We start from the raw sequence: 19,692 nt of genomic DNA, 5'->3' as shown, positions 1-19,692 counted from the left end.
GGGGTTATTCCACCGTGACTTGCCCGTTCATGAGCATGGGGAGGAGCCAGTCGCGGAGGGTGGTTAGGTGTTGGTTTTGTTGATGGAGGTTTTGTGTTTGCTCAATGATGAGATTGAGCTTTGCATCGAGCTGTTCCGTCAGTTCCAGTGGAGGGATCGCAATACGGCTTTGATCCAAATGGTCTTTGGTAATGTGTCCCATGGTAGTTTTACGCAGTTCGGCGATCATCTTGAAATGTTGCAGATAGTTCAAGAGCGTAAAATAGCAGAAGGAGCGAGGATAGGTTGCTGATGTGACTCTGAATATATGTTGATTTAAAGCGCCTTTACCTCCGGCCCACAACATGACTTCAAGGGATGCTGACCACGAAAAAAGAATGTCCCCATTGTGGACAATTACTTTAGCCGGAACCTCTGAGGTCACTGTTTCCGAGTTTTGGGTAAAGCCGTCACGCATCTCCCGGATTTTAATGACCCTAAGCGTATCGCCGCCATTTGGCGGGTATTTTTGGCAAGCTATGCCGTTTGTGAAGGTTGCAATATCCGGTAGGTTTCCAACTTGCCAGCCTTCGGGTATATCGCGTTTGAGCTGTGCGTCATAAATCATTTTGCCGCCGGAGGATTTGTAGGGTTTGCCTTCGAGGTGGGGCTTGCCCATGGCGGCGGCTTGGGCGGCGGTGACGGGGAACTCAAACTGCACAAACCAGTAGTCGTAGAGCAATTTCGCCATGCCCTCCAGCTCCGCGTTGATGCGCTTGTTGAGTTCCATTTTTTGATGGATCAGATAAAGGAAATCACCCACTTTGACTTGCTCATCGTAATTTGGGAGAAGCAGATTCAGATACGAAAAGATCTGTTCATTCAGACTACACCTGAGGGTCATCACCGCATTATTGTTCATCGTCTTTCTGAACAATCCGCTCCGCAGGTAGAACGCCATATACTTATGATATGCCTTTTTCGATTGACTTGGCCTCAGCCGTTTTAAAAATCCACTATATGTCGCTTTGGGATAGTCCTCTGTCACCACACAACTCATCCCAAGCTCATCCAATGTTTCGCTTGTCCTTGTTAGGAAAATATCACCTTCCTTGACTGAATAAGTTTCCTGTTCCTTTTCTGAAGTGGACATGAGGTCAGGGAGGCTTGTCGGCAAAAAATAATTATTGAACACCGATGTAAACGATACAAATGGAGATCCATGCCCAGCTTGATCTTTGCCAGTAGAAATACCGGAACTCATCGCGTAGAGTTCACTAAATTTATGTTTGGTCAGATCCATCATAAATCAATTTTCTCAAGGTTCTTGGCAATCGCCTTCTCCAATTTCCGCGACTCCTTGAACAGCTCATCCAGCCTTTCCTGATAGCCGCCCATCTTCTGTTCAAACTGCTCGTGGGTAATATCCACGTATTCGATTTTCACCTCGAAGTATTGGCCGGCGCTGAGGGAGTAGTTTTTGGCGGTGATGTCGTCGTAGCTGACCACGACGGAGAGGTCATCGACGGCTTGTTTGTTGTTGAAGGTGGCGATGATGCGGTCTTCTTCCCCGGAGCTGAGTAGCGTCTTCTGGTTTTTGCCTTCCTTGACCTTGGTGCCGAGGTTAGAGGCGTCGATTAGGACTACGTCTTTTTTGTTAGTGGCATCGAGGAAGAGGATGGAGACGTTGGTGCCGGTGGTGGCGAAGATGTTGGAGGGCATGGAGACCACGCCGGCGAGCATCTTGTTTTCAACCAGGTGCTGGCGGATGTTTTTATCGATGCCGGACTGCGCGGTGATGAATCCTGTCGGCACCACGATGGCGGCGTGGCCTTTTTCACTGAGTGAATGGATGATGTGCTGGATGAAGAGCAAGTAGATGGCCATCTTGTCCCTGGACTTGGCGGGGACCTTGGGAATGCCTGCGAAGAAGCGGTCCTTGTTCGCCTTAGTATCGAGGTCGTCGCGGAAGTCTGAGAAGTCGAGCTTGAAGGGTGGGTTGGAGACGATGTAGTCGAACTTCCTGAGCGTGCCGGTGTCGGCGTCCTTGTGGTAGGGGTGGTGGATGGTGTTGCCCTGGATGATGTTGGGGATCGAGTGGACGAGGTTGTTGAGGATCAGGTTCAGGCGCAGCAGACTGGAAGACTTCTGTGAAATGTCCTGTGAGTAGATCGAGCACTTGTCCTCACCGATGGCGTGGGCGAGGTTCATCAGCAGCGTGCCCGAGCCTGCGGAGGGGTCATAGCAGGTGACGTTCCGGATTTTCCCGCCACCGGGGACCAGGCAGGCGGCCATGATCTTGGCGACGGCGTGCGGGGTGTAATACTCGGCGTATTTGCCGCCGCCGTCCTTGTTGTAATCCTTGATGAGATACTCGAAGAGGGTGGCAAAGAAATCGAATTTCTCGGAGAAGATTTGCTCGAAGGAAAAGTGGATCAGCTTGTTCATCATCGCGCGGCAGAAGCTGTCGCGTTTCGAGGGATCGGAGATGTAGTTGCTGATGCGCTCAAAGAGGACGATCTTCGAGCCGCCTTCTGTTTTTACCGAAAAGATGTCCGAGTTCAGCGCGGCGATGTCGATGAGGGTGTCGTCGAAGGTGGTGGCGAAGTTGTCATCGTTGGTCTTGGCAAAAAGGGCGGAGATCAGGTGTGCGGGCTGGAGCTGGGCGGTACCTGCGCCGAGCTGGAGCAGGAGCATCTCGTAGTCGTCCGCCGGGTAGGCGGCGAGCGCGTCCTCCCACGATTCCGCCTTCCTGAGCTTGGGGTCGATTTTCTTGACCTCATAAGCGAATTTATCGTTGAGGAACTTGTAGAGAAAGACCTGGGTGATGATCTTGAACTCATTGCCATCGTTGCCGAGGCCGTAGTTCGCGCAGACGGCCTTGAGGTCGTCGATGAGAGTGGTCGCCTGGGTTTGAAAAGTGCGTGTAGTGGTCATGCTGGTTGCTGTCCGTGATACTCAGCAAGATACTCCTTCATCACAAGGTTTTTGATGAATTTGGCACTGTCTGGAGTCAGGGAAATATTGTGTTCTCCCTTGAACTGCTCGATGACGATACGCACCATTTCCTTTTCCGAGAACGACTCGTTGTTGAGGATCTGGGAGTTGTGGACGAGCTGTTCATCGGTGCGTTTCTTGAGGTCTTGCAGGGCCTTGATGAGTTTGCGCTCGTCTCGGGTGGGTTCTCCTTTTTCGCGTAGGCGTTTATGGATGCGGGCGTATTTGGCATCGTTGGCATACTTGGCGCGCAGTAGCTGGTTCTTGCGCTCCAGCTCGCGGGCGCGGGCGTGGAGGTCATCCAGTGCCTCGATGTAGGCCTTCATGTCCTCCTGGGTCATTTCCTGGAGATTCATCTTTTGGAAAATCCTTTCCAGCTCGGCTTTCAGCGACAGGAACTCGGGGTCTCCGGGGTCGATGCTGCCACCGAGGCCTTCACGGGTTTTGCGCAGGCTGTTTTTCAGTTCGTCGGCAATGACCAGCTCGGACTCGCCGGTTTTGTGGAACATGAAGAGGATGTCCTCGAGGGCTACGTTGAGTAGGTTTTTGGTTTCGTCTCCCTGTTCCAGGGCATGTTTTTCATTGAGCAGGGCGAGGTGGTTGTTGGCCTCGATTGACAGCCTGGTCAGTTTTCTAAAATCAAGCTCATTGAGCATTTCATACTGGCCGGAGAGGCGGATCAGGTTGTAGAGGCTGCGGGCGTTGTTGAGCGCGCGGGTGAGTTCGCGCATGGTGTCGCGGTCCTGGATCTCGCTGATTTGTTGGGAAAAGGTTTCGGCGTTGTCGGTATCGAAGTGGAGTAGGACGTGTTTGATCTCCTCGATCTCGGCGGTGATCTCCTGCTCGGTTTTGAACAGGTTCGAGTAGTGGTCAATCTCGCTGCCCAGCTCGCCCTCGAGTTCCCTGAAGTAGTCCTCGTTGGTTTTTTTAAACTGCTTGCTGATGTCCACGAAGTCCACCACGTAACCGTAGCGGAAGGATTTGTAGGTGCGGTTGACGCGGGTGAGTGCCTGGAGAAGGTTGTGGGCCTTGATTATGCGGCCAAGGTAGAGTTTCTTGAGACGCTTTGCATCGAAACCTGTGAGCAGCATGTTGAAGACAAAGAGGATGTCGATGTTTCCATCCTTGAAGTCCTCCACCCATTGCCGGCGGTCGTCCTTGGTGCCGACGTCATGCAGGATGAGGGCGTGGGAGTTGACCGTGTGCGCCTTGACCTCGCGGGTATGGTAGGGAACCGTTTTACCGGCAGCGCGTGCGTAGTCGCCTATGCCGCTGGAGTAATCGTAGTGGTGGGAGCTGTATTTTCTTTCAAAGACCTCCGCCATCATCCGCGCTTGCTCGGCTGAATCACAGATGACCATGGCACCGATGGTGGGGTCGCCATAGGCGATGCGGGATTGCTCGAAGTCGCGCACAATGTAGTCGAGCATCGGCTCCACGAACTTTGCGTGGGCATTGAGCTGCTTGCGGTTTTTGCCGTCCTTGAGGATGTCGATTTCCTCCAGCACGGCGGCGAGTTCCATTTTGTATTTGGTCTCTATTTCCTCCCGGATCAGGCGCAGGGTGTAGCCGTCGGCGATGGAGGCGTTGTAGTAGTATTTGTGAATGTAATCGCCAAACAGGTCGCGTGACCTGAGGTTGTCGCCGATGAGTGGGGTGCCTGTGAGTCCTATCTTGATTGCGTTGGGGTCGGACTCATTGAGGTTGGAGAGGAAGCTCCCTTCGGGATTATACGAGCGGTGAACCTCATCCAGGAAGTAAACGCGCTGGAGCTTGATGTCGTAGTCGGCGGCGGTGACCACATCGGACTCGTCTTTGAACTTCTGGATATTGACCACGGTGATCTCGGGGCGGCCTGAGTCGTTGTGGATGGCGTGGGTGGACCGGATGTCGCGGGCAAATGCATCGCGTGAATTGACGGTATGCACGACCAGGCCCCGGCTTTTGAACTCATGGCTCGCTTGGGTCAGTAGGTCGATGCGGTCCACGATGAAGTAGAACTTCGGGATGATGCCTTTTCTGCTGAAATAATCGGTCAGGTGGTGGACGTTGTAGTAGGCGAGCGCGGTCTTGCCGCTGCCTTGGGTGTGCCAGATGATACCCTTGCGCGTGCCGTTTTCGAGGGCTTGCTCAATCGCCATGGTGGCGAAGATTTGCGGGTAGCGCATGATGTGTTTCTCATAGCCTCCATGGGTGCCATGCACGTAAGCGATGCCGAACTTGAGTAGGAAGGCGAGGCGGGCCCTGCTGAAAAGGGCGGTGGAGAGGCGATTGGTGGGGGTGTCTGGTGATTTGTTGGTGGCAAACTCAGGCGTGTCCTTAATGCTTTGGAGGTTGGTGTCTTTCAGGATGAAGTTCTCAGTAACCTCACCCACCTGGGTTAGGGGTTTGGCGAGGTCGGGTTCATTTTCCTCACGAAAGTAGTTGAATATCGGTTCGGTGTAGGAGGGGGATGCGTAATAGGCACCTTGCAGAGGCTCCGGCGAGCTGTCGTCATACTCCATGTTGTTGGAGAACACCATGAGCTGGGTGATGTTGACAAAGCGACGAAATTTCTTGTTCTGGAAGCGGGTGTTGATGCGCCGCCTCTCGGCAAGGATACCGTTGCGGTTGTTGGGCTTTTTCACCTCGATAAAAACCAAGGGCATGCCGTTGATCAGCAGCGTGATGTCAGGGCGGAACTCCTCGTCGCCATTGACACAGGGCAGCTCGGTGACGACGTGGAAGGTGTTGTTGCTGAAGTCCTCGAAGTCGATCAGCTTTGTGCCTGACTGGGTGGTGATCGCCTCGTAGAACGCCTTGCCAAGGTCCTCGTTGTCGAGTTTGAGCGAGAGGTCTTTGTAGATGCGGTTCAGCTCCGGCGGCTCCAGCCCGCCATTGATGCGGTCAACGGCTTCTTTGAAAACATCGGTGAAAATATTGTTCGAGCTGTCCCATTTATGGTCCTTCAACGAAAGATAATCGTAGCCCATGCTGACCAGATGGAGGATGGACGGGATTTTCACCCTGGAGTCTTCGTTGAATTTGGCCGACATGCTGCTGTTTGCTCTTTGAAGTTACACCTAGCAGAATGATTGAGCGGGGTAAACCATCATCTTTTCAAACAACATCAAAGGGAACGAGAACCCCGTCAATATCCAAAAATAGAATGGTTTTCCTCATACCGTCTTGGAAAGAATCATTGGCGGTTTACCCATCGTTGTCAAATTCAAGGACCCACTCGAACCGCGCCTTGGAAACTGGCGGGAATAGAGGCAACTCTGATTGTCTGCCCCGACCCATAAAACCGCCCATACCCCTTGATTTACAAGGCTCACAGGCGTTTTGATAAAAATACTCCCGACAGGAATCGAACCTGTATCTAAGGTTTAGGAAACCCTTGTTCTATCCATTGAACTACGGGAGCGCGGGGAATGTTTGACGTTTATTTTCTGTCTAGTCAAGTAGTGTTGGCAGGATTTTCCCGGAACTCCCAGATCGGACGGCAAGCAGCAGTGAGCTTACACGCCGCTTATTGGAAAACCTTTTCCACCCACTCCGGGTGGTCAACAAAGGGGTTTCTATTCCCCTGGTAACTCCGGTGGATCTGGTTGTTACGCGTTTTTTCCCTCTTCACTAACAGGATCAAACTGATGCCATTTTTGGGGAACCGAAAGTTTCCCGCGCACGCCTTGGGTCAGGCTTGGTGTATCTGATAATTCGAGATCCACGGAGCCCGGCTCATCCCCCTCGTAGCGCACCGCCATATAAAACAAGGCACGGGCTATGTCTCCTTTCACCCCGTTGGGGGGCTCCCATGAATCGATATCGTGTGAGAATTTTTCTCCTCCGTGGTCATCGCTGACAGGGCGGTCAGCCCCGGCGAACCTTGGTGACCACGTTATTCTCAAGGACAAAGTTCAAACGATCCGGGCGGTGGTCCATGGTGGCGGGGAGTGGTCGACCATCCTTGAGAACAACCCGGCAGGGAAGCTTGCGCTGCTTGGCCAGTTCCACTGCTTTTTCGTAGCTGAGGCCAATGAAGTCATCGTCATTACCCTTGAGTGGCTTTGCCGCTTTTCCATCCTTGGCCGTGTAGACCGGCTGGCTTCCCTCGAGGTGTTTTTGCAATTCCTTGGGAGTGACACCAATGACACCCTCCTGATCCCAATTCCAGGTTTTTCCTAACAGATAAACCACTCTTTTCCTATCAGCCAGGCCTTTGCCTAATTGGATCGTATCGCTGGCTTTACCGATCGCGGTTAACCCGACACCCCCGGGCGGGTTCGCCAAGCAGACCAGCAGGAGTTGATCGCCCCGTGTATGCGCGCTTTGGATTTTTAATTTCCATCCCAAAGTAGGAGTCTTGATCGTGACCGTAACGGGAACCCTGGCTTCATCGTTGGCAGCGTGTATCAATGAAAACGGGACAATCAGACTGACCAGGGGGGTGAGGAATACTTTTTTCATACCTGTATTGTAATCGAATGAACGTTGAGTGAAACAATAAATTCACCTGTGCAAAAATGGTGCGGGATCGGTGCAGGGGAGACTGCCCTCCCCGGACGCGACCAGGCCCGCCATCAGCCCGGTGGATTAGCAACCGAATTACCTTGAGGCTCAAGCAGCTTTGGACTTTGTTTTTGTCGTGCAAGTGAATGATAAGATTTCCAGCCTCCGCGCTGCCATGGCGGACGAAAACATCGATGCCCTGATCGTGGCCAACGCCGACCCGCATCATAACGAATACGTGGCCGGGCGTTGGTGCTGTCGGCAATGGCTCACTGGCATGAAGGGTTCAGCTGGTACGGTGGTGATCACCCCCGACTGGTGTGGGCTTTGGACAGACAGCCGTTATTACGAAATTGCCTCGGATGCCATCAAAGGAACCGGGATTGAACTGATGCGCATGAGTGATCTGGGTGTCCTATCCATCGATGACTGGCTGAAAGCTAATCTCGAAAACGGCAAAACCGTCGCCTTCAACGGCGCGGACACCGATCTCAATCAGGCCAAAAAATGGATTAAGGCGTTCGAACTCGCCGGTTTCAAAATCAGAACCGACCTCGACCTGATAGAAACCATCTGGACCGACCGCCCCGCAGCACCCAAGGGTGAGTTGTTTCTGGTGGATGACCAATACGCCGGACAAAGCACCGGGGAGAAGATCACCGCCGTCCGCCGTAAAATGCGGGAGCTGAAAATCGGTGCCCATCTGCTGGGGCGCACAGACGAATCATGCTGGTTACTCAATTTCCGTGGAACAGATATTTTTGCCAACCCAACCCCCTACTGCTACACCCTGGTGACGATGGACGAGGTGCTGTTTTTTGTCGATTCCGATAAACTCACCGGTGAAGCGACGGCGAGGTTTGAATCCGCCGGTGTGACGATCAGAGACTACGGCGAGGTGGAGCTTGTTTTAAAATCCCTCGATCCATCCACACGCCTACTTCTGGTCCCGGCCTACATCAGTTATCACCTTGCGAAGGCAGCGGAGCATTGTGTGCAGGTTGAAGGCCGCGCTATCGTCACTGACCTGAAAGCCATTAAAAACGCAACCGAGGTCAAGCACCTGAAACAAGCGCTCATTGACGATGGGGCTGCGATGGTAAAATTTTACACCTGGTTATACCGCAGCCTGAATCATGGGATCACCGTTACCGAGCTATCAGCCAGCCGTAAACTCGAGGCCTTCCGCGCTGAGGTTACCGGCTACCGTCACGTCAGCTTCGAGTCCATCATGGGTTACGGCCCCGATGGTGCCCTTAACCATTACTCGGTGGATGAAACTACCGATAAACTCGTTTTGTTAGAAAGCATCTTCCTGATCGACTCGGGTGGAAATTTTGTCCACGGCACCACCGACACCACCCGAACCATCCCAATGGGTGAGCCGACCCAACAGCAAAAGGAAGACTACACAGCGGTGCTTGGCAGCATGCTTGACTTGCTTCTGTTAGTATTTGCCGAAGGTGCTACCGGCGCACAACTCGATGGCATCTGCCGTCAGGCACTCTGGCGTCATGGGCGCAATTTCAAACACGGCACGGGTCACGGAGTCGGGTTTGGCTTGGAAGTGCACGAAGGGCCGCAGAATATTTCCGGAATTTCCACCGAGGTCATGAAACCGGGCATGATCACCACCATCGAGCCAGGCTGTTATCGTCCTGGCGAGCATGGTATCCGCATTGAAAACATGGTCCACACGGTGCTGGCGCGGGAGACTGCGTTTGGTCGGTTTTTTAAATTTGAAAACCTGACATTCTGCCCGATCAACACCGATCTGATCGAGCCGTCCATGCTTCCGCCGCACCAGATTACCTGGCTCAACAATTACCATGTGGAGGTGTTTGAAAAACTCTCCCCATTGTTGAATGAGGAGGAAAAAGAGTGGTTGAAAAACGAATGTCGTCCCCTGGAGGTTTAACACACGTCAAGCACGCCATCAAACGACTTGGCCAGAGCGCGATCCTTGGTCTAGGATACAAGCATGACCATACGCCCCATGCGTGATGACGAGCGCGATCAAGTCGCGTTACTGATCCATCAGAGCACCAATCACTGGTATCAGAAAAACCGTGGCTTTGAGGTATTTCCCGGAGAAGCGGGTGACTGCCGCCTCTTTACCGATGTCTACGAGGATCTGGACCCGGGGTGCTGCCTGGTCGCGGTTGCTGACGACGGAGGCATCGTCGGTAGTTGTTTCTATCATCCCCGGGAAACACACGTCTCGCTGGGCATTATGAATGTCCACCCCGGGGCAGCGTGCCGGGGTGTGGCGAGGGCACTGCTCGATGCAATCATCAAACGGGCGGAGGGCATGCCGGTAAGGCTCGTTTCCAGCGCGATGAACCTGGATTCCTACTCACTCTATACCAAGGCCGGGTTCACACCGCTTGCACTCTATCAGGACATGCAGTTTCCCAAACCACCCGATACCGGTGATGTTCCAGGCGCAACAGAAACCATACGTGGGGCCACCATCGATGATACCCGGCAAATGGCGGATCTTGAAATGGCTCTCACCGGAATCCGAAGAGAAAAAGACTACCGCTACTTCATCACAAACCAACAAGGTGTCTGGCATACCCTTGTGTGCGAGGAAGGTGGAACTATCACCGGGTTCCTCACGGCAATCAACCATCCAGCCAGTTGTATGTTAGGCCCTGGAGTCTGCCGCAACTGGCAGGTAGCTCTCCGCTTGATCCTCGCCCACCACAAACGCGCGCCGGGGCGACAACCGGTTTTTCTGGTTCCTGCGGACGAAGCCGGGCTGATCAGCCGACTCTACCGGCTCGGTGCCCGGAACCTGGAACTGCACGTCTCACAAGTGCTTGGCGAGTCCATCACGACCACGGGTGTCGTCATGCCAACATTCATGCCGGAGACAGGTTAGTCAAAGGCTTGGAGACCGCAGGAGGAGGGTCGGTTTTCCTTATGACAGGTAATAGGGTCGCATCCGGATGTAATCCGCGTATGATGCGAGCCATTGAACGGCTTCCATGCAATCAACAACCAACTGGCCAAACCATGAGTATGATCCCCAAAGATGAAGAGCGTATCCTTGAATTCGAGTTTCTAAGAGCCACTGAAAACGCGGCCTTGCACAGCTCTCATTGGATGGGGCGCGGTGAAAAGGAATCAGCCGATTATGCAGCTTGTGATGCGATCCGAGGCATGTTCGACCTGATGGATATTCGTGGCGAGGTCGTTATCGGTGAAGGTATCAAGGACGAAGCACCCGGACTTTTCAAAGGGGAAAAAGTCGGCACCTGGTCAGAAGGCAGCCCGAGTTTTGATATTGCCCTCGATCCGGTCGACGGCACGACAAACGTCGCCAAGGGAATGCCCAACTCGATCAGCTGCATCGCAGCCGCCATCCCCGAGGAAGGTGAGGATTGCGCGCTCCAGGAGATCCCGGCATTTTACATGAACAAGCTGTCGTACACCGAGGCCGTGCGCCAGGCCTGGATCAAGGACCCCTCCTTACCCATCAGTGTGGATGCCCCTATTTCAGAGGTCATCAAGATCTCCGCCAAAATCCTTGGCAAAAATATCCGGGACATCACGGTCATGGTGTTAGACCGGCCACGGAATGAGCACATCGTCGAAGAAATACGCAGCATCGGCAGCAAGCTACGCATGATCGCGGACGGCGACATCACGGCAGCCATGGCACCGTCGTTACCGAGTACTGACGTCGACCTCTACGCGGGCATTGGCGGATCACCCGAAGGGGTTCTATCAGCAGCAGGTCTACGCTGCCTGGGCGGCGGCCAGCAAGCCAAAATCTGGCCAGCCGACGAGGCAGAAAAACAGCAACTCATCGCCAGTGGCTGGGGTGACAAACTGGACACCATTTTCCGTTCCCGCGATTTGGCAAAGGGGAACAACATTATATTTTCAGCCACCGGTATCAGTCCGAGCCCCCTGCTGAAAGGCGTCCACGTCGACGGGCATACCGCCATCACCCACTCGGTACTGATGCGTATTCGGAGTAAAACGGTTCGCTTTATCGAGGCACACCACGACCTCAGGACCAAGACCATCCATTTACGATCCACACATCAGGAAACCAGGATGGGGTAACAGCCCATGCAAGCGATTAACTGATTGCCGCTTATCGCGACGAGACAAATGATCGCCAACGCGCATCTCTAACTCCCGCTGGAGAACGTGACTTGTGCAGAAGCAAGTCAACACCCATCACTGCGGCACGAAGCTTCGGTATAAGACGAGTCAATAAAACCTCAAACTCTTGATCTGATTGATGAATCTTTTCAGGAACGAGAATGAAATCTGGGTGACTCATCTCATTTCGAAGTCGTATCAAATTAGCAATCGCCTCCCTTTCCGAGTGTATAGCATCAATCCATTCAGACCATACATTGAAGTCTCTACTTAATTTCCCCAAATGAGCGATAACGGCCTGTTGCTCATATTGTTCGTAGGGCATCATGGCAATATTCTGTGGCTATTTTAACCAGGCTCACCAGATTCGAGAAAGTAGATCATGCGCCAGATGCGGTCGCTTTCTCCACGTTCGATAACCTGCATGGGTGTGGATCCCTCGAAGGCTTTGTTGGGTTCATCTAACCAATCAGCAACCTCCGAGGCTTCTTGCACAAGGGTTTCCAATGCGGAGAGAAGACGATCAAGCTCGGTAAATTTCTGGCGGGCGGGCGGGGCCACTTTTTTCCCACCGAGCCAATTGGCAATAGAACGAGGAGCGTAACCACTAAGCCGGCCAATCTCGGGTTGAGTGAACCCGTAGCGATCCTGTAATGCCCGGATCTTCATGGATGTCGCTGTTCGAGGTTTGTTCTCTTTTATCGTAGCCATGGTTAATACGTGCACTATTTCCTGTATATTTGCAAGAAACAATTCATCAAATTATGGCTTCTTGCGCACCTTCCATTGTTTCGCTGTTGTGCATAACATCCGATCCAGCGTCTCTTGATCGTAGATGGATACCTGACTCGACTTCATTTTGTTAGCAGGAAAATAAGCGGTATTCACACCTCCTCTGACAGCAGAGGATCGGGCGATGAGAGCCTCTACGCCCGAATCAAAAGCTGCACGCCCTACTGTTTGAGTTAAACTTTCGGCACCACCATCCTGAATTTTTCTCCAGTCCTCTTCTTTTAGATGTTTGAGCACCAAGCCAAGCCGTCGCTGAACCTTTGCATCTGTAAGGTCAATTACGCGGCGAAGTTTGAGTGAAATACACACCAATATACGGGGGCTACGTGTGGGGAAACCGAAGTAATCATCGTTTGCCTAGGCTTCTTTCAGTGCTACTTCCTCAGAAGTGCTGCCATAAACTACCTGGGTTGTTCCAGCTGCGTTCCACCGTCCTCCGTTCACATAGGCACCCTGACCGCTGAGTATTTCCTTTCCTGTCGGATACGAGGCTGCTTGAAACCGCCAGCATTCACCCTGCCAAGGCACAATCAGCGTGTCCTTGTGTTCAGCAATAGCTTTGAAGATATCATCGTATCTCGGGTTGTGTTTCATAGCTCAGGATTAACAGCAGATCATAATCTGATAGGCTGAGCGATGAAAAACCAAGCTTTCTCAAGCAACAGGTTGACATCTCACCACGTTTATGCAGGAAACAGGGTAACTATTTTCCTTTTTTCACCGCCTGATCGAACCAATTGCCGCCGAAGGAATTGTTGTTCCGGTTTCCGCCACTACCGCTACCGTTGTTTGGGCGGGGCTGCCCACCACCTCCACCATGATTGCGACGCGGCGCGTTGGTGGTGCGGGTTTCACGGGGCTGGCCCTGGCCGGCCAGTTCGGGATTGGCACGCATGGAGAGCGCGATGCGGTTGCGGTTGAGATCGACTTCGGTCACGGTGACCTGGACCTTCTGTCCGACTTTGACGACCTCTGCGGGATCGGAGATGTATTTATCGGCGAGTTGGGAAATATGCACCAGACCATCCTGATGGACACCCACATCGACAAAGGCACCGAAATTGGTGACGTTGGTCACGATGCCGGGAAGTTTCATCCCTTGGGTGAGATCGGAGGGTTTGTTGACACCTTCGGCGAAGGTGAACAGCTCGAACTGGGCACGTGGATCACGACCTGGCTTGGCCAGCTCCGCGATGATGTCCTTGAGTGTGGGCAGGCCGACTTCGTCGCTGACGTATTTTTTCAGATCAATCCTCTTGCGGGCATCGGCATCACGGATGAGCGTGGGCACATCGCAGCCGAGGTCGGCGGCCATCTGCTCGACCAGGGCGTAGCGCTCCGGGTGAACGGCGGATGCATCAAGCGGGTGGGTGCCGCCACGGATGCGGAGGAAACCGGCCGCCTGCTCGTAGGCGACATCGCCGAGCCGGGGGACTTTTTTCAGTTCATCCCGGGTTTTGAACGGACCGTGCTCCGCGCGGTAGGCGATAATGTTAGAAGCGATACCTGAGTTCAGTCCGGCGACGTATCCGAGCAGCTGACGTGACGCGGTGTTCACTTCCACTCCGACACCGTTCACACAGCTGACCACGGTGTCGTCGAGACCGGTTTTTAATAAATTCTGATCCACATCGTGTTGATACTGGCCGACTCCGATGCTTTTGGGATCGAGTTTTACCAACTCAGCGAGCGGATCCATGAGGCGGCGACCGATGGATACCGCGCCCCGCACAGTGATATCCTTATCAGGAAATTCCTCGCGTGCCACTTCGCTGGCGGAGTAGATCGACGCGCCCGACTCGTTGACAACAACGATGGCAACCGACTTGGGAAGCCCGGCGGCACGAACCACGGCCTCTGTCTCCCGGGACGCAGTGCCGTTTCCGATGGCAATGGCTTCGATGTTGAATTTTTCCACCATTTTCTGAAGCACTGAAACCGCTTCCATCGCCTGGGCATGGCTGGTGGTAAAATAGAGCACGGAATCAAATAGGAGGTTTCCCTGGGCATCGAGCACAACCGTTTTGCAGCCAGTCCGGAATGCTGGGTCAATGGCAATCATGGGTCGCTGACCGAGCGGCGAGGCTAACAGAAGCTCGCGCAGGTTATCGGCAAAGACACGCACGGCTTCGATGTCGGCGTCTTTTTTCGCCTTCATCCGGCATTCCGTCTCGAGGGAAAGTGCCAGCAGTCGTTTGTAGCTATCGACGATAGCCAGGTCGAGTTGCTCCGCGCACGAACCACTGTTCGTAACACCAAAGCGACCTCGCAGGATCGTCAAAGCACGTTCTTCGTCGGCCTGGATGCGCATGAAGAGGAAGCCTTCCTTTTCACCCCGGCGCATGGCCAGCATACGGTGGGACGGCACGGTGGCAAACGACTCACTCCACTCGAAGTAGTCTTTGAACTTCTGGGCACCTTCCTCTTTTTCTTTTCCATACATCACCTTGGAGGTGACGGTGCCTTCTTTCAGAATAAGCTCGCGCAGCTCGGAGCGGGCGTCGGCATCATCGCTGAACCGCTCGGCCAGGATGTCGCGGGCACCAGCCAGGGCATCGACTCCCAGAGGCACGGACTTCTCCTTGTCTGCGTCTTTGACGATGAATTTTTCAGCCTCGGCAACGGGGTCGGCGGTGGTATTCTGGCGGTTGTCCCAGATGAAATCAGCCAGGGGCTCAAGGCCGCGGTCCTTCGCCATGGTCGCACGGGTGCGGCGTTTGGGGCGGTAGGGGGCAAAAACATCCTCCAGACGAGTCATCGTCTCCGCCTCGGCGATGCTCTTTTTCAGCTCAGCGGAGAGAAGTTTACGTTCATCGAGACTCTTGATGATGGCTTCGCGTCGCTTTTCGAGATCGGCAAGCTGCACCAGGCGGTCGCGCACGTTCATGATCTGGACTTCGTCCATACCACCGGTCGCCTCTTTCCGGTATCGGGCGATAAAGGGGACGGTAGCACCTTCGGAAAACATTTTCGCGGTGGCCGCGACTTGAGTTGTGTTCAGGGAGAGTTCGCTGGCGATGCGGGAGACAAAAACGTGGGAAGAATCGATACTGCTCATAGTGAATATTCGGGGCGGCGGGAGTCTGCCTTAATCACTCATCAGGAAAAGATAAAATGAAGTAAATTTTCGGCAGCCCGAAAGGTGCACAAAACAAAAAACCTCCCCAGGCGAAGCCAGCCCTCCTTGGGATTCGGAACCCGCGGCTGCGGGATTGGAGTTTAAAGCAGCTAGAGCTCCGAGGCATTTTGCTGCCGCGCTATATCGTTGAGGGTGAGTATTCCCAGCAAGCGATGTTTGTCTGAGGCACTGACGATCGGCAGTTGCTGGATATCGTGTTTGATCATCAACCGCGAAGCGTTCCGAACCGAAACATCGGGATCAACGGAGACGGTTTCCTGATCCGCGATGATCTCCGCTACCGTCATGGAGGGATCACACTCCCTCAGTTCATGGTAGGTCACGATTCCTGTAAAGCGTCCCTCTTGATCGACAACGGTGTAGGCGTGATGGTAGACACCGGAGCGGGCGAGGTGTGACAGGTTTTTCTCTGCGGACTCCCAGCTATGCGCCGACACCACATCGTGGGTCATGATCGCCCGCACGGGCAGGTTCCGGTAATCCCGGGCTCCCCGGTAGGAGGGCATCCGCTTGAGGGAAACCCCGTCGTCGAGCAACAGGGCATCGTAGATGGCGATGGGCCTTAGCTTCCTGGCTATCGCCCATGAGAGCATGTTGCCCCCCATCAGGGGAAGGATCAGCGAGTAGTTGCCGGTCATTTCAAAAATGATGATAATCGAGGTAAATGGGCAGCGGATGACCGAGCCAAACATGGCACCCATCCCCAGCAAGACACAGCCGCCGATGATTTGAGACTCATCAGCCATTTCCAAAAGCCCCGAGTAATGGTGAAACTCGACCAGTCCAATACCCACCGCCCCACCAAGCATGCCACCCAGAAAGAGCGTCGGTGAAAACAGCCCGCCACTGCCGCCCGTGCTGTAGTTCACCACCACGGCAATGAATTTAAAAGACAGCAAGACAACAAGCACCGTGATGACCAGCTGGTTTTCAAACGCGGCCTCCAGCGACTCGTAACCGATACTGAAAACGCCGCTCTGGGCATTGCCTGCGAGCCCCGTCGCCCACCAACCCATACATCCGAGCCCCCCACAGATGAGGCCGCCGATGCCCGGGGCATACCAATGGCGCAGCCATGGTTTCGTCCTCACCCAACGCCGGGAGTGGATGATGGAGCCCACAAAAAAATGTCCCAGCACGCCTGCGATCGCACCTAACGGAATGGCCACCAGCATCCAGATGGCCGTTTCATAATGCAGCGACAGGTGGGTCGAGAGCACCGGCTCCTCACCGAGGATTGACCGGGAAACGGCTGCGGCAATCACCACGGCCACGACCATACCGCCGATTGCTTTGGTGGAAAAGTTATCAAGCAGCTCTTCGAAAACAAAGGTGATCGCGGACAAGGGCGCATTAAATGCCGCACCTATACCGGCAGCCATGCCGACCGGGATCATCGCCCTGACCCGCTCATGGTCTATGAAGATAAACCGCCCGATACGCGAGGCGATCGCCGACGACGCGTGCACCATCGGCCCCTCACGTCCCAGGGCATTTCCCAGACCCACATAGAGAGTGCCCAGCACCACACGCCAGACTCCGGTAAATGTCTGGATATGGCCGCCTTTATTGTAATAGGCCTCCTTGGTCTGGGGAATTCCACTGCCAACGGCACCCGGCACCCAGTACCGGATCGCCAGCCCACAGATCAATCCCCCCACGGCGGGAGCGGTCAACATGACCAGGATAAACTGCCACGTTTCCACCTGGATCGTCGCAAATCTCCATAGCTGTTGGAACGTGTAGTGGATCGATAGGTGAAAAGCCACCGCCAGCAATCCACACAGCAACCCACAGACCACACACGCCAATAGAAAGCGTTGGCGGTCATTTAATCGGACACGTAACCTATCGGAGATCCGCGTCGTCCAGTTCCTCCGGGATACTGACATCGTTTCAGGGCGTTCATAATCACTCACCACAAAACGTCCAGTGAGCATTTACTTTTTACCCATCTATTTTGGAAATTGCATCATTCTGCCACGATTTTCCATTGCGCCTCATGAATTTCCCGCCATGCTTTGCCGCGTTGACCACACCACCTGTCAATCCAACCATCGATGATTTTCGCAAGCTTGCGGAAAAGGGCAATGTCGTACCCGTTTATGCTCAGTTGGCCGCCGACTTCGAAACCCCTCTCTCCGCCTACGTCAAAATCAGCGGTGAGGGTGAGGCCTTTCTTTTTGAAAGCGCGGAAAGCACCGGCGACAGCGGCCGCTATTCCATTCTGGGAAGCAACCCACGTGCCGTCATCAAGGCGGAAGGACACGAGATCACCCATACCGACGGTGATGAGGTGAGGACGTGGACAGCGGATAAAGACATCCTCGCCGAGCTCGAAGAGCTGATGGAAAACTACCTGCCGGTCAGCCATGGCAACGCCCCGCCATTCTACGGGGGTGCGGTCGGATACCTCTCCTACGACGCCGTGCGCCAGTTCGAGCCGAGCATCGGCCCTGCGGCCAAAGACGAGCTCGGCCTGCCTGATGCCCTGTTTATCATCGCGGATACCCTGCTTATTTTCGACCACCGCCTGCGCAGGCTCATCGTGGTGGCCAACGCCTTTGTCGATGAGTTCAGCACTCCGGATATCGCCTACCGGGATGCATGCACACGGATCGGGGAACTGATCGGCAAACTCGATACCGAGCTTCACATCTCCCCGCTCAATGGTCTGGCAAAATTCCAGACGCCCGTGGCCACCAGCAATACCACGCAGGAGGAATACGTGGCCATGGTGGTCAAGGCAAAGGAATACATCGCCGCAGGCGACGCCTTCCAGATCGTGCCGAGCCAGCGCTTTGAAACTGATTTCGCCGGCAGTCCGGTCGACCTCTACCGCGCCCTACGCCATATCAACCCGTCCCCCTACATGTTCATCCTCCAGCTCGACGGCTTCTCACTGGTCGGCAGCTCACCCGAGGTGCATGTCAGGGCGATTGACGGCAGGATCGATATCCGGCCAATCGCCGGAACCCGTTGGAGGGGGAAAACCCAGGAAGAGGATGACGCCCTGGCAGCGGACCTGTTAGCCGACGAAAAAGAATGCTCCGAGCACCTGATGCTGGTCGATCTCGCCCGCAATGACGTAGGCCGTATTTCCAAACATGGCAGCGTCACCGTGGACGACTTTATGATCGTGGAGCGCTACAGCCACGTCATGCACATTGTTTCCAACGTCCACGGCGAGCTCGATGATGAGTATTCGGCTTACGATGTCCTCCGCGCCACATTTCCAGCGGGAACCGTCAGCGGGGCACCCAAGATCCGCGCCATGCAGATCATCAACGAGTTGGAAAAAAGCAAACGCTGCTCCTACTCAGGTGCGGTCGGATACTTCGGCTGGGATGGTGGCCACGACTCCTGTATTACCCTGCGCACCTGCCTCATTAAAGACGGCAAGGCCTACGTGCAAGCCGGCGCCGGGGTGGTAGCCGACAGCAATCCCACCTACGAATACGAAGAAACCGTCAACAAATCCATGGCCATCATCCGCGCCATCGGATTAGCAAAAACGATTCGTCAAACCGGGTAATTCACCATTCACTATTCTACATTCACTATTCTCATGCTGCTCGTCATCGATAACTACGATTCCTTCACCTACAACCTCGTCCAGTACTTCGGCGAGCTTGGCACGAAGATGAAGGTGGTGCGCAACGACGCCATGACGCTCGACGAGATCCATGAGCTGGCCCCGGAGCGTATCTGCATCTCTCCCGGCCCCTGTACCCCGAACGAGGCAGGCATCAGTTGCGATGTGATCCGTGAGTTTGGAAAAACAACACCCATCCTCGGAGTCTGCCTGGGGCACCAATCGATCGGTCAGGTCTTCGGAGGCGAGGTCATCCGCGCGGAGAAACTCATGCACGGTAAAACCTCCCCCGTTTTCCACACGGGAAAAAGCGTTTTCGCCGGTCTCCCCTCACCGTTTACCGCCACCCGTTACCACTCGTTGATTGTCAAGCGCGAGACGCTCCCCGACTGCCTGGAGATCACCGCCGAAACCGAGGACGGTACCATCATGGGTCTGATGCACAAGGAGTTCCCCATCCACGGTGTCCAGTTCCACCCCGAATCCATCCTCACCGAGGACGGGATGAAGATGCTGGAAAACTTCCTGACCTGTTAGTCATCGAAGGCCTTGGGAGCTGGTCGCCTACAGATCGAAG

At 54.4% G+C, this 19,692-nt stretch carries 17 protein-coding genes and 1 tRNA gene; 5 read left to right on the top strand and 13 right to left on the bottom strand.

What is annotated here, in order from left to right:
- Positions 1–4: 4 nt before the first annotated feature.
- The 7 genes from H7A51_02595 to H7A51_02565 form a co-directional block, all read right to left on the bottom strand.
- Positions 5–1,285 (bottom strand): restriction endonuclease subunit S, encoded by a 1,281-nt coding sequence (locus H7A51_02595; protein MCP5535104.1) that lies wholly within the window; start codon positions 1,283–1,285, stop codon positions 5–7.
- Entirely contained in the window at positions 1,282–2,916 is a 1,635-nt protein-coding gene (locus H7A51_02590) for an SAM-dependent DNA methyltransferase (GenBank protein MCP5535103.1), read from the bottom strand. Before H7A51_02590 ends, H7A51_02595 begins: the two co-directional genes overlap by 4 nt.
- Positions 2,913–6,011 (bottom strand): type I restriction endonuclease subunit R, encoded by a 3,099-nt coding sequence (locus H7A51_02585; protein MCP5535102.1) that lies wholly within the window; start codon positions 6,009–6,011, stop codon positions 2,913–2,915. The genes H7A51_02590 and H7A51_02585 overlap by 4 nt, the downstream gene beginning before the upstream one ends.
- A gap of 299 nt (positions 6,012–6,310) precedes the next feature.
- A tRNA-Arg gene (locus H7A51_02580) sits at positions 6,311–6,382 on the bottom strand.
- A gap of 105 nt (positions 6,383–6,487) precedes the next feature.
- The gene (locus H7A51_02575) at positions 6,488–6,592 is read right to left on the bottom strand and encodes an endonuclease (GenBank protein MCP5535101.1); all 105 of its coding nucleotides are present in this window, start codon (positions 6,590–6,592) and stop codon (positions 6,488–6,490) included.
- Positions 6,570–6,755 carry an endonuclease gene (locus H7A51_02570; protein ID MCP5535100.1) on the bottom strand — a complete coding sequence of 62 codons (186 nt, stop codon included), beginning with the start codon at positions 6,753–6,755 and terminating at the stop codon, positions 6,570–6,572. Before H7A51_02570 ends, H7A51_02575 begins: the two co-directional genes overlap by 23 nt.
- 73 nt (positions 6,756–6,828) lie before the next feature.
- A complete protein-coding gene (locus H7A51_02565; protein MCP5535099.1) occupies positions 6,829–7,425 on the bottom strand; it encodes a hypothetical protein in 597 nt (198 codons plus the stop codon).
- A 217-nt stretch (positions 7,426–7,642) separates the two neighbouring features.
- On the opposite strand from H7A51_02565, the gene H7A51_02560 reads away from it, so the two are divergent.
- The 3 genes from H7A51_02560 to glpX all read left to right on the top strand — a co-directional run bounded on the left by H7A51_02560 (position 7,643) and on the right by glpX (position 11,547).
- Positions 7,643–9,385, top strand: coding sequence for an aminopeptidase P family protein (locus tag H7A51_02560; GenBank protein ID MCP5535098.1), 1,743 nt, complete (start codon positions 7,643–7,645; stop codon positions 9,383–9,385).
- 63 nt (positions 9,386–9,448) lie between these two features.
- Positions 9,449–10,354 (top strand): GNAT family N-acetyltransferase, encoded by a 906-nt coding sequence (locus H7A51_02555; GenBank protein MCP5535097.1) that lies wholly within the window; start codon positions 9,449–9,451, stop codon positions 10,352–10,354.
- A gap of 134 nt (positions 10,355–10,488) precedes the next feature.
- Positions 10,489–11,547, top strand: a complete 1,059-nt coding sequence (gene glpX, locus H7A51_02550; protein MCP5535096.1) for a class II fructose-bisphosphatase — start codon at positions 10,489–10,491, stop codon at positions 11,545–11,547.
- Between the two features lie 31 nt (positions 11,548–11,578).
- On the opposite strand, the gene H7A51_02545 is transcribed toward glpX, so the two are convergent.
- From H7A51_02545 to H7A51_02520, 6 genes are all read right to left on the bottom strand, one after another.
- Positions 11,579–11,917, bottom strand: a complete 339-nt coding sequence (locus H7A51_02545; GenBank protein MCP5535095.1) for a hypothetical protein — start codon at positions 11,915–11,917, stop codon at positions 11,579–11,581.
- Positions 11,918–11,937: 20 nt separating this feature from the next.
- Positions 11,938–12,258: a DUF2384 domain-containing protein gene (locus H7A51_02540; protein MCP5535094.1), complete on the bottom strand. Its 321-nt coding sequence runs from the start codon at positions 12,256–12,258 to the stop codon at positions 11,938–11,940.
- 93 nt (positions 12,259–12,351) lie between these two features.
- On the bottom strand, positions 12,352–12,690 hold the full coding sequence (locus tag H7A51_02535) for an RES family NAD+ phosphorylase (protein ID MCP5535093.1): 339 nt from the start codon (positions 12,688–12,690) through the stop codon (positions 12,352–12,354).
- A 48-nt stretch (positions 12,691–12,738) separates the two neighbouring features.
- Positions 12,739–12,975, bottom strand: coding sequence for an RES family NAD+ phosphorylase (locus tag H7A51_02530; GenBank protein MCP5535092.1), 237 nt, complete (start codon positions 12,973–12,975; stop codon positions 12,739–12,741).
- Between the two features lie 109 nt (positions 12,976–13,084).
- A complete protein-coding gene (locus tag H7A51_02525; protein ID MCP5535091.1) occupies positions 13,085–15,439 on the bottom strand; it encodes an RNA-binding transcriptional accessory protein in 2,355 nt (784 codons plus the stop codon).
- 170 nt (positions 15,440–15,609) lie between these two features.
- Positions 15,610–17,289 (bottom strand): chloride channel protein, encoded by a 1,680-nt coding sequence (locus H7A51_02520; GenBank protein MCP5535090.1) that lies wholly within the window; start codon positions 17,287–17,289, stop codon positions 15,610–15,612.
- Positions 17,290–17,522: 233 nt separating this feature from the next.
- Between H7A51_02520 and trpE the strand changes: the two genes are divergently transcribed.
- Both trpE and H7A51_02510 read left to right on the top strand, forming a co-directional pair.
- The gene (trpE, locus tag H7A51_02515) at positions 17,523–19,055 is read left to right on the top strand and encodes an anthranilate synthase component I (GenBank protein MCP5535089.1); all 1,533 of its coding nucleotides are present in this window, start codon (positions 17,523–17,525) and stop codon (positions 19,053–19,055) included.
- A 33-nt stretch (positions 19,056–19,088) separates the two neighbouring features.
- Positions 19,089–19,652, top strand: a complete 564-nt coding sequence (locus tag H7A51_02510) for an aminodeoxychorismate/anthranilate synthase component II (GenBank protein ID MCP5535088.1) — start codon at positions 19,089–19,091, stop codon at positions 19,650–19,652.
- The last annotated feature ends 40 nt before the right edge of the window (positions 19,653–19,692 follow it).

Source organism: Akkermansiaceae bacterium, assembly GCA_024233115.1.
Lineage (GTDB): Bacteria > Verrucomicrobiota > Verrucomicrobiia > Verrucomicrobiales > Akkermansiaceae > Oceaniferula.
The sequence above is the reverse complement of the archived record's forward strand: the minus strand, read 5'-3'. Positions and strand labels throughout refer to the sequence as shown.

Excerpts from the sequence above, each read along its gene's own strand:
- trpE (MCP5535089.1), top strand. The coding sequence starts at position 17,523 with ATGAATTTCCCGCCATGCTTTGCCGCGTTGACCACACCACCTGTCAAT.
- H7A51_02545 (MCP5535095.1), bottom strand. The coding sequence starts at position 11,917 with ATGATGCCCTACGAACAATATGAGCAACAGGCCGTTATCGCTCATTTG.
- H7A51_02595 (MCP5535104.1), bottom strand. The coding sequence starts at position 1,285 with ATGATGGATCTGACCAAACATAAATTTAGTGAACTCTACGCGATGAGT.
- H7A51_02565 (MCP5535099.1), bottom strand. The coding sequence starts at position 7,425 with ATGAAAAAAGTATTCCTCACCCCCCTGGTCAGTCTGATTGTCCCGTTT.
- H7A51_02560 (MCP5535098.1), top strand. The coding sequence starts at position 7,643 with ATGGCGGACGAAAACATCGATGCCCTGATCGTGGCCAACGCCGACCCG.
- H7A51_02590 (MCP5535103.1), bottom strand. The coding sequence starts at position 2,916 with ATGACCACTACACGCACTTTTCAAACCCAGGCGACCACTCTCATCGAC.
- H7A51_02585 (MCP5535102.1), bottom strand. The coding sequence starts at position 6,011 with ATGTCGGCCAAATTCAACGAAGACTCCAGGGTGAAAATCCCGTCCATC.
- H7A51_02540 (MCP5535094.1), bottom strand. The coding sequence starts at position 12,258 with ATGAAGATCCGGGCATTACAGGATCGCTACGGGTTCACTCAACCCGAG.
- H7A51_02555 (MCP5535097.1), top strand. The coding sequence starts at position 9,449 with ATGACCATACGCCCCATGCGTGATGACGAGCGCGATCAAGTCGCGTTA.
- H7A51_02510 (MCP5535088.1), top strand. The coding sequence starts at position 19,089 with ATGCTGCTCGTCATCGATAACTACGATTCCTTCACCTACAACCTCGTC.
- H7A51_02525 (MCP5535091.1), bottom strand. The coding sequence starts at position 15,439 with ATGAGCAGTATCGATTCTTCCCACGTTTTTGTCTCCCGCATCGCCAGC.
- H7A51_02530 (MCP5535092.1), bottom strand. The coding sequence starts at position 12,975 with ATGAAACACAACCCGAGATACGATGATATCTTCAAAGCTATTGCTGAA.
- glpX (MCP5535096.1), top strand. The coding sequence starts at position 10,489 with ATGAGTATGATCCCCAAAGATGAAGAGCGTATCCTTGAATTCGAGTTT.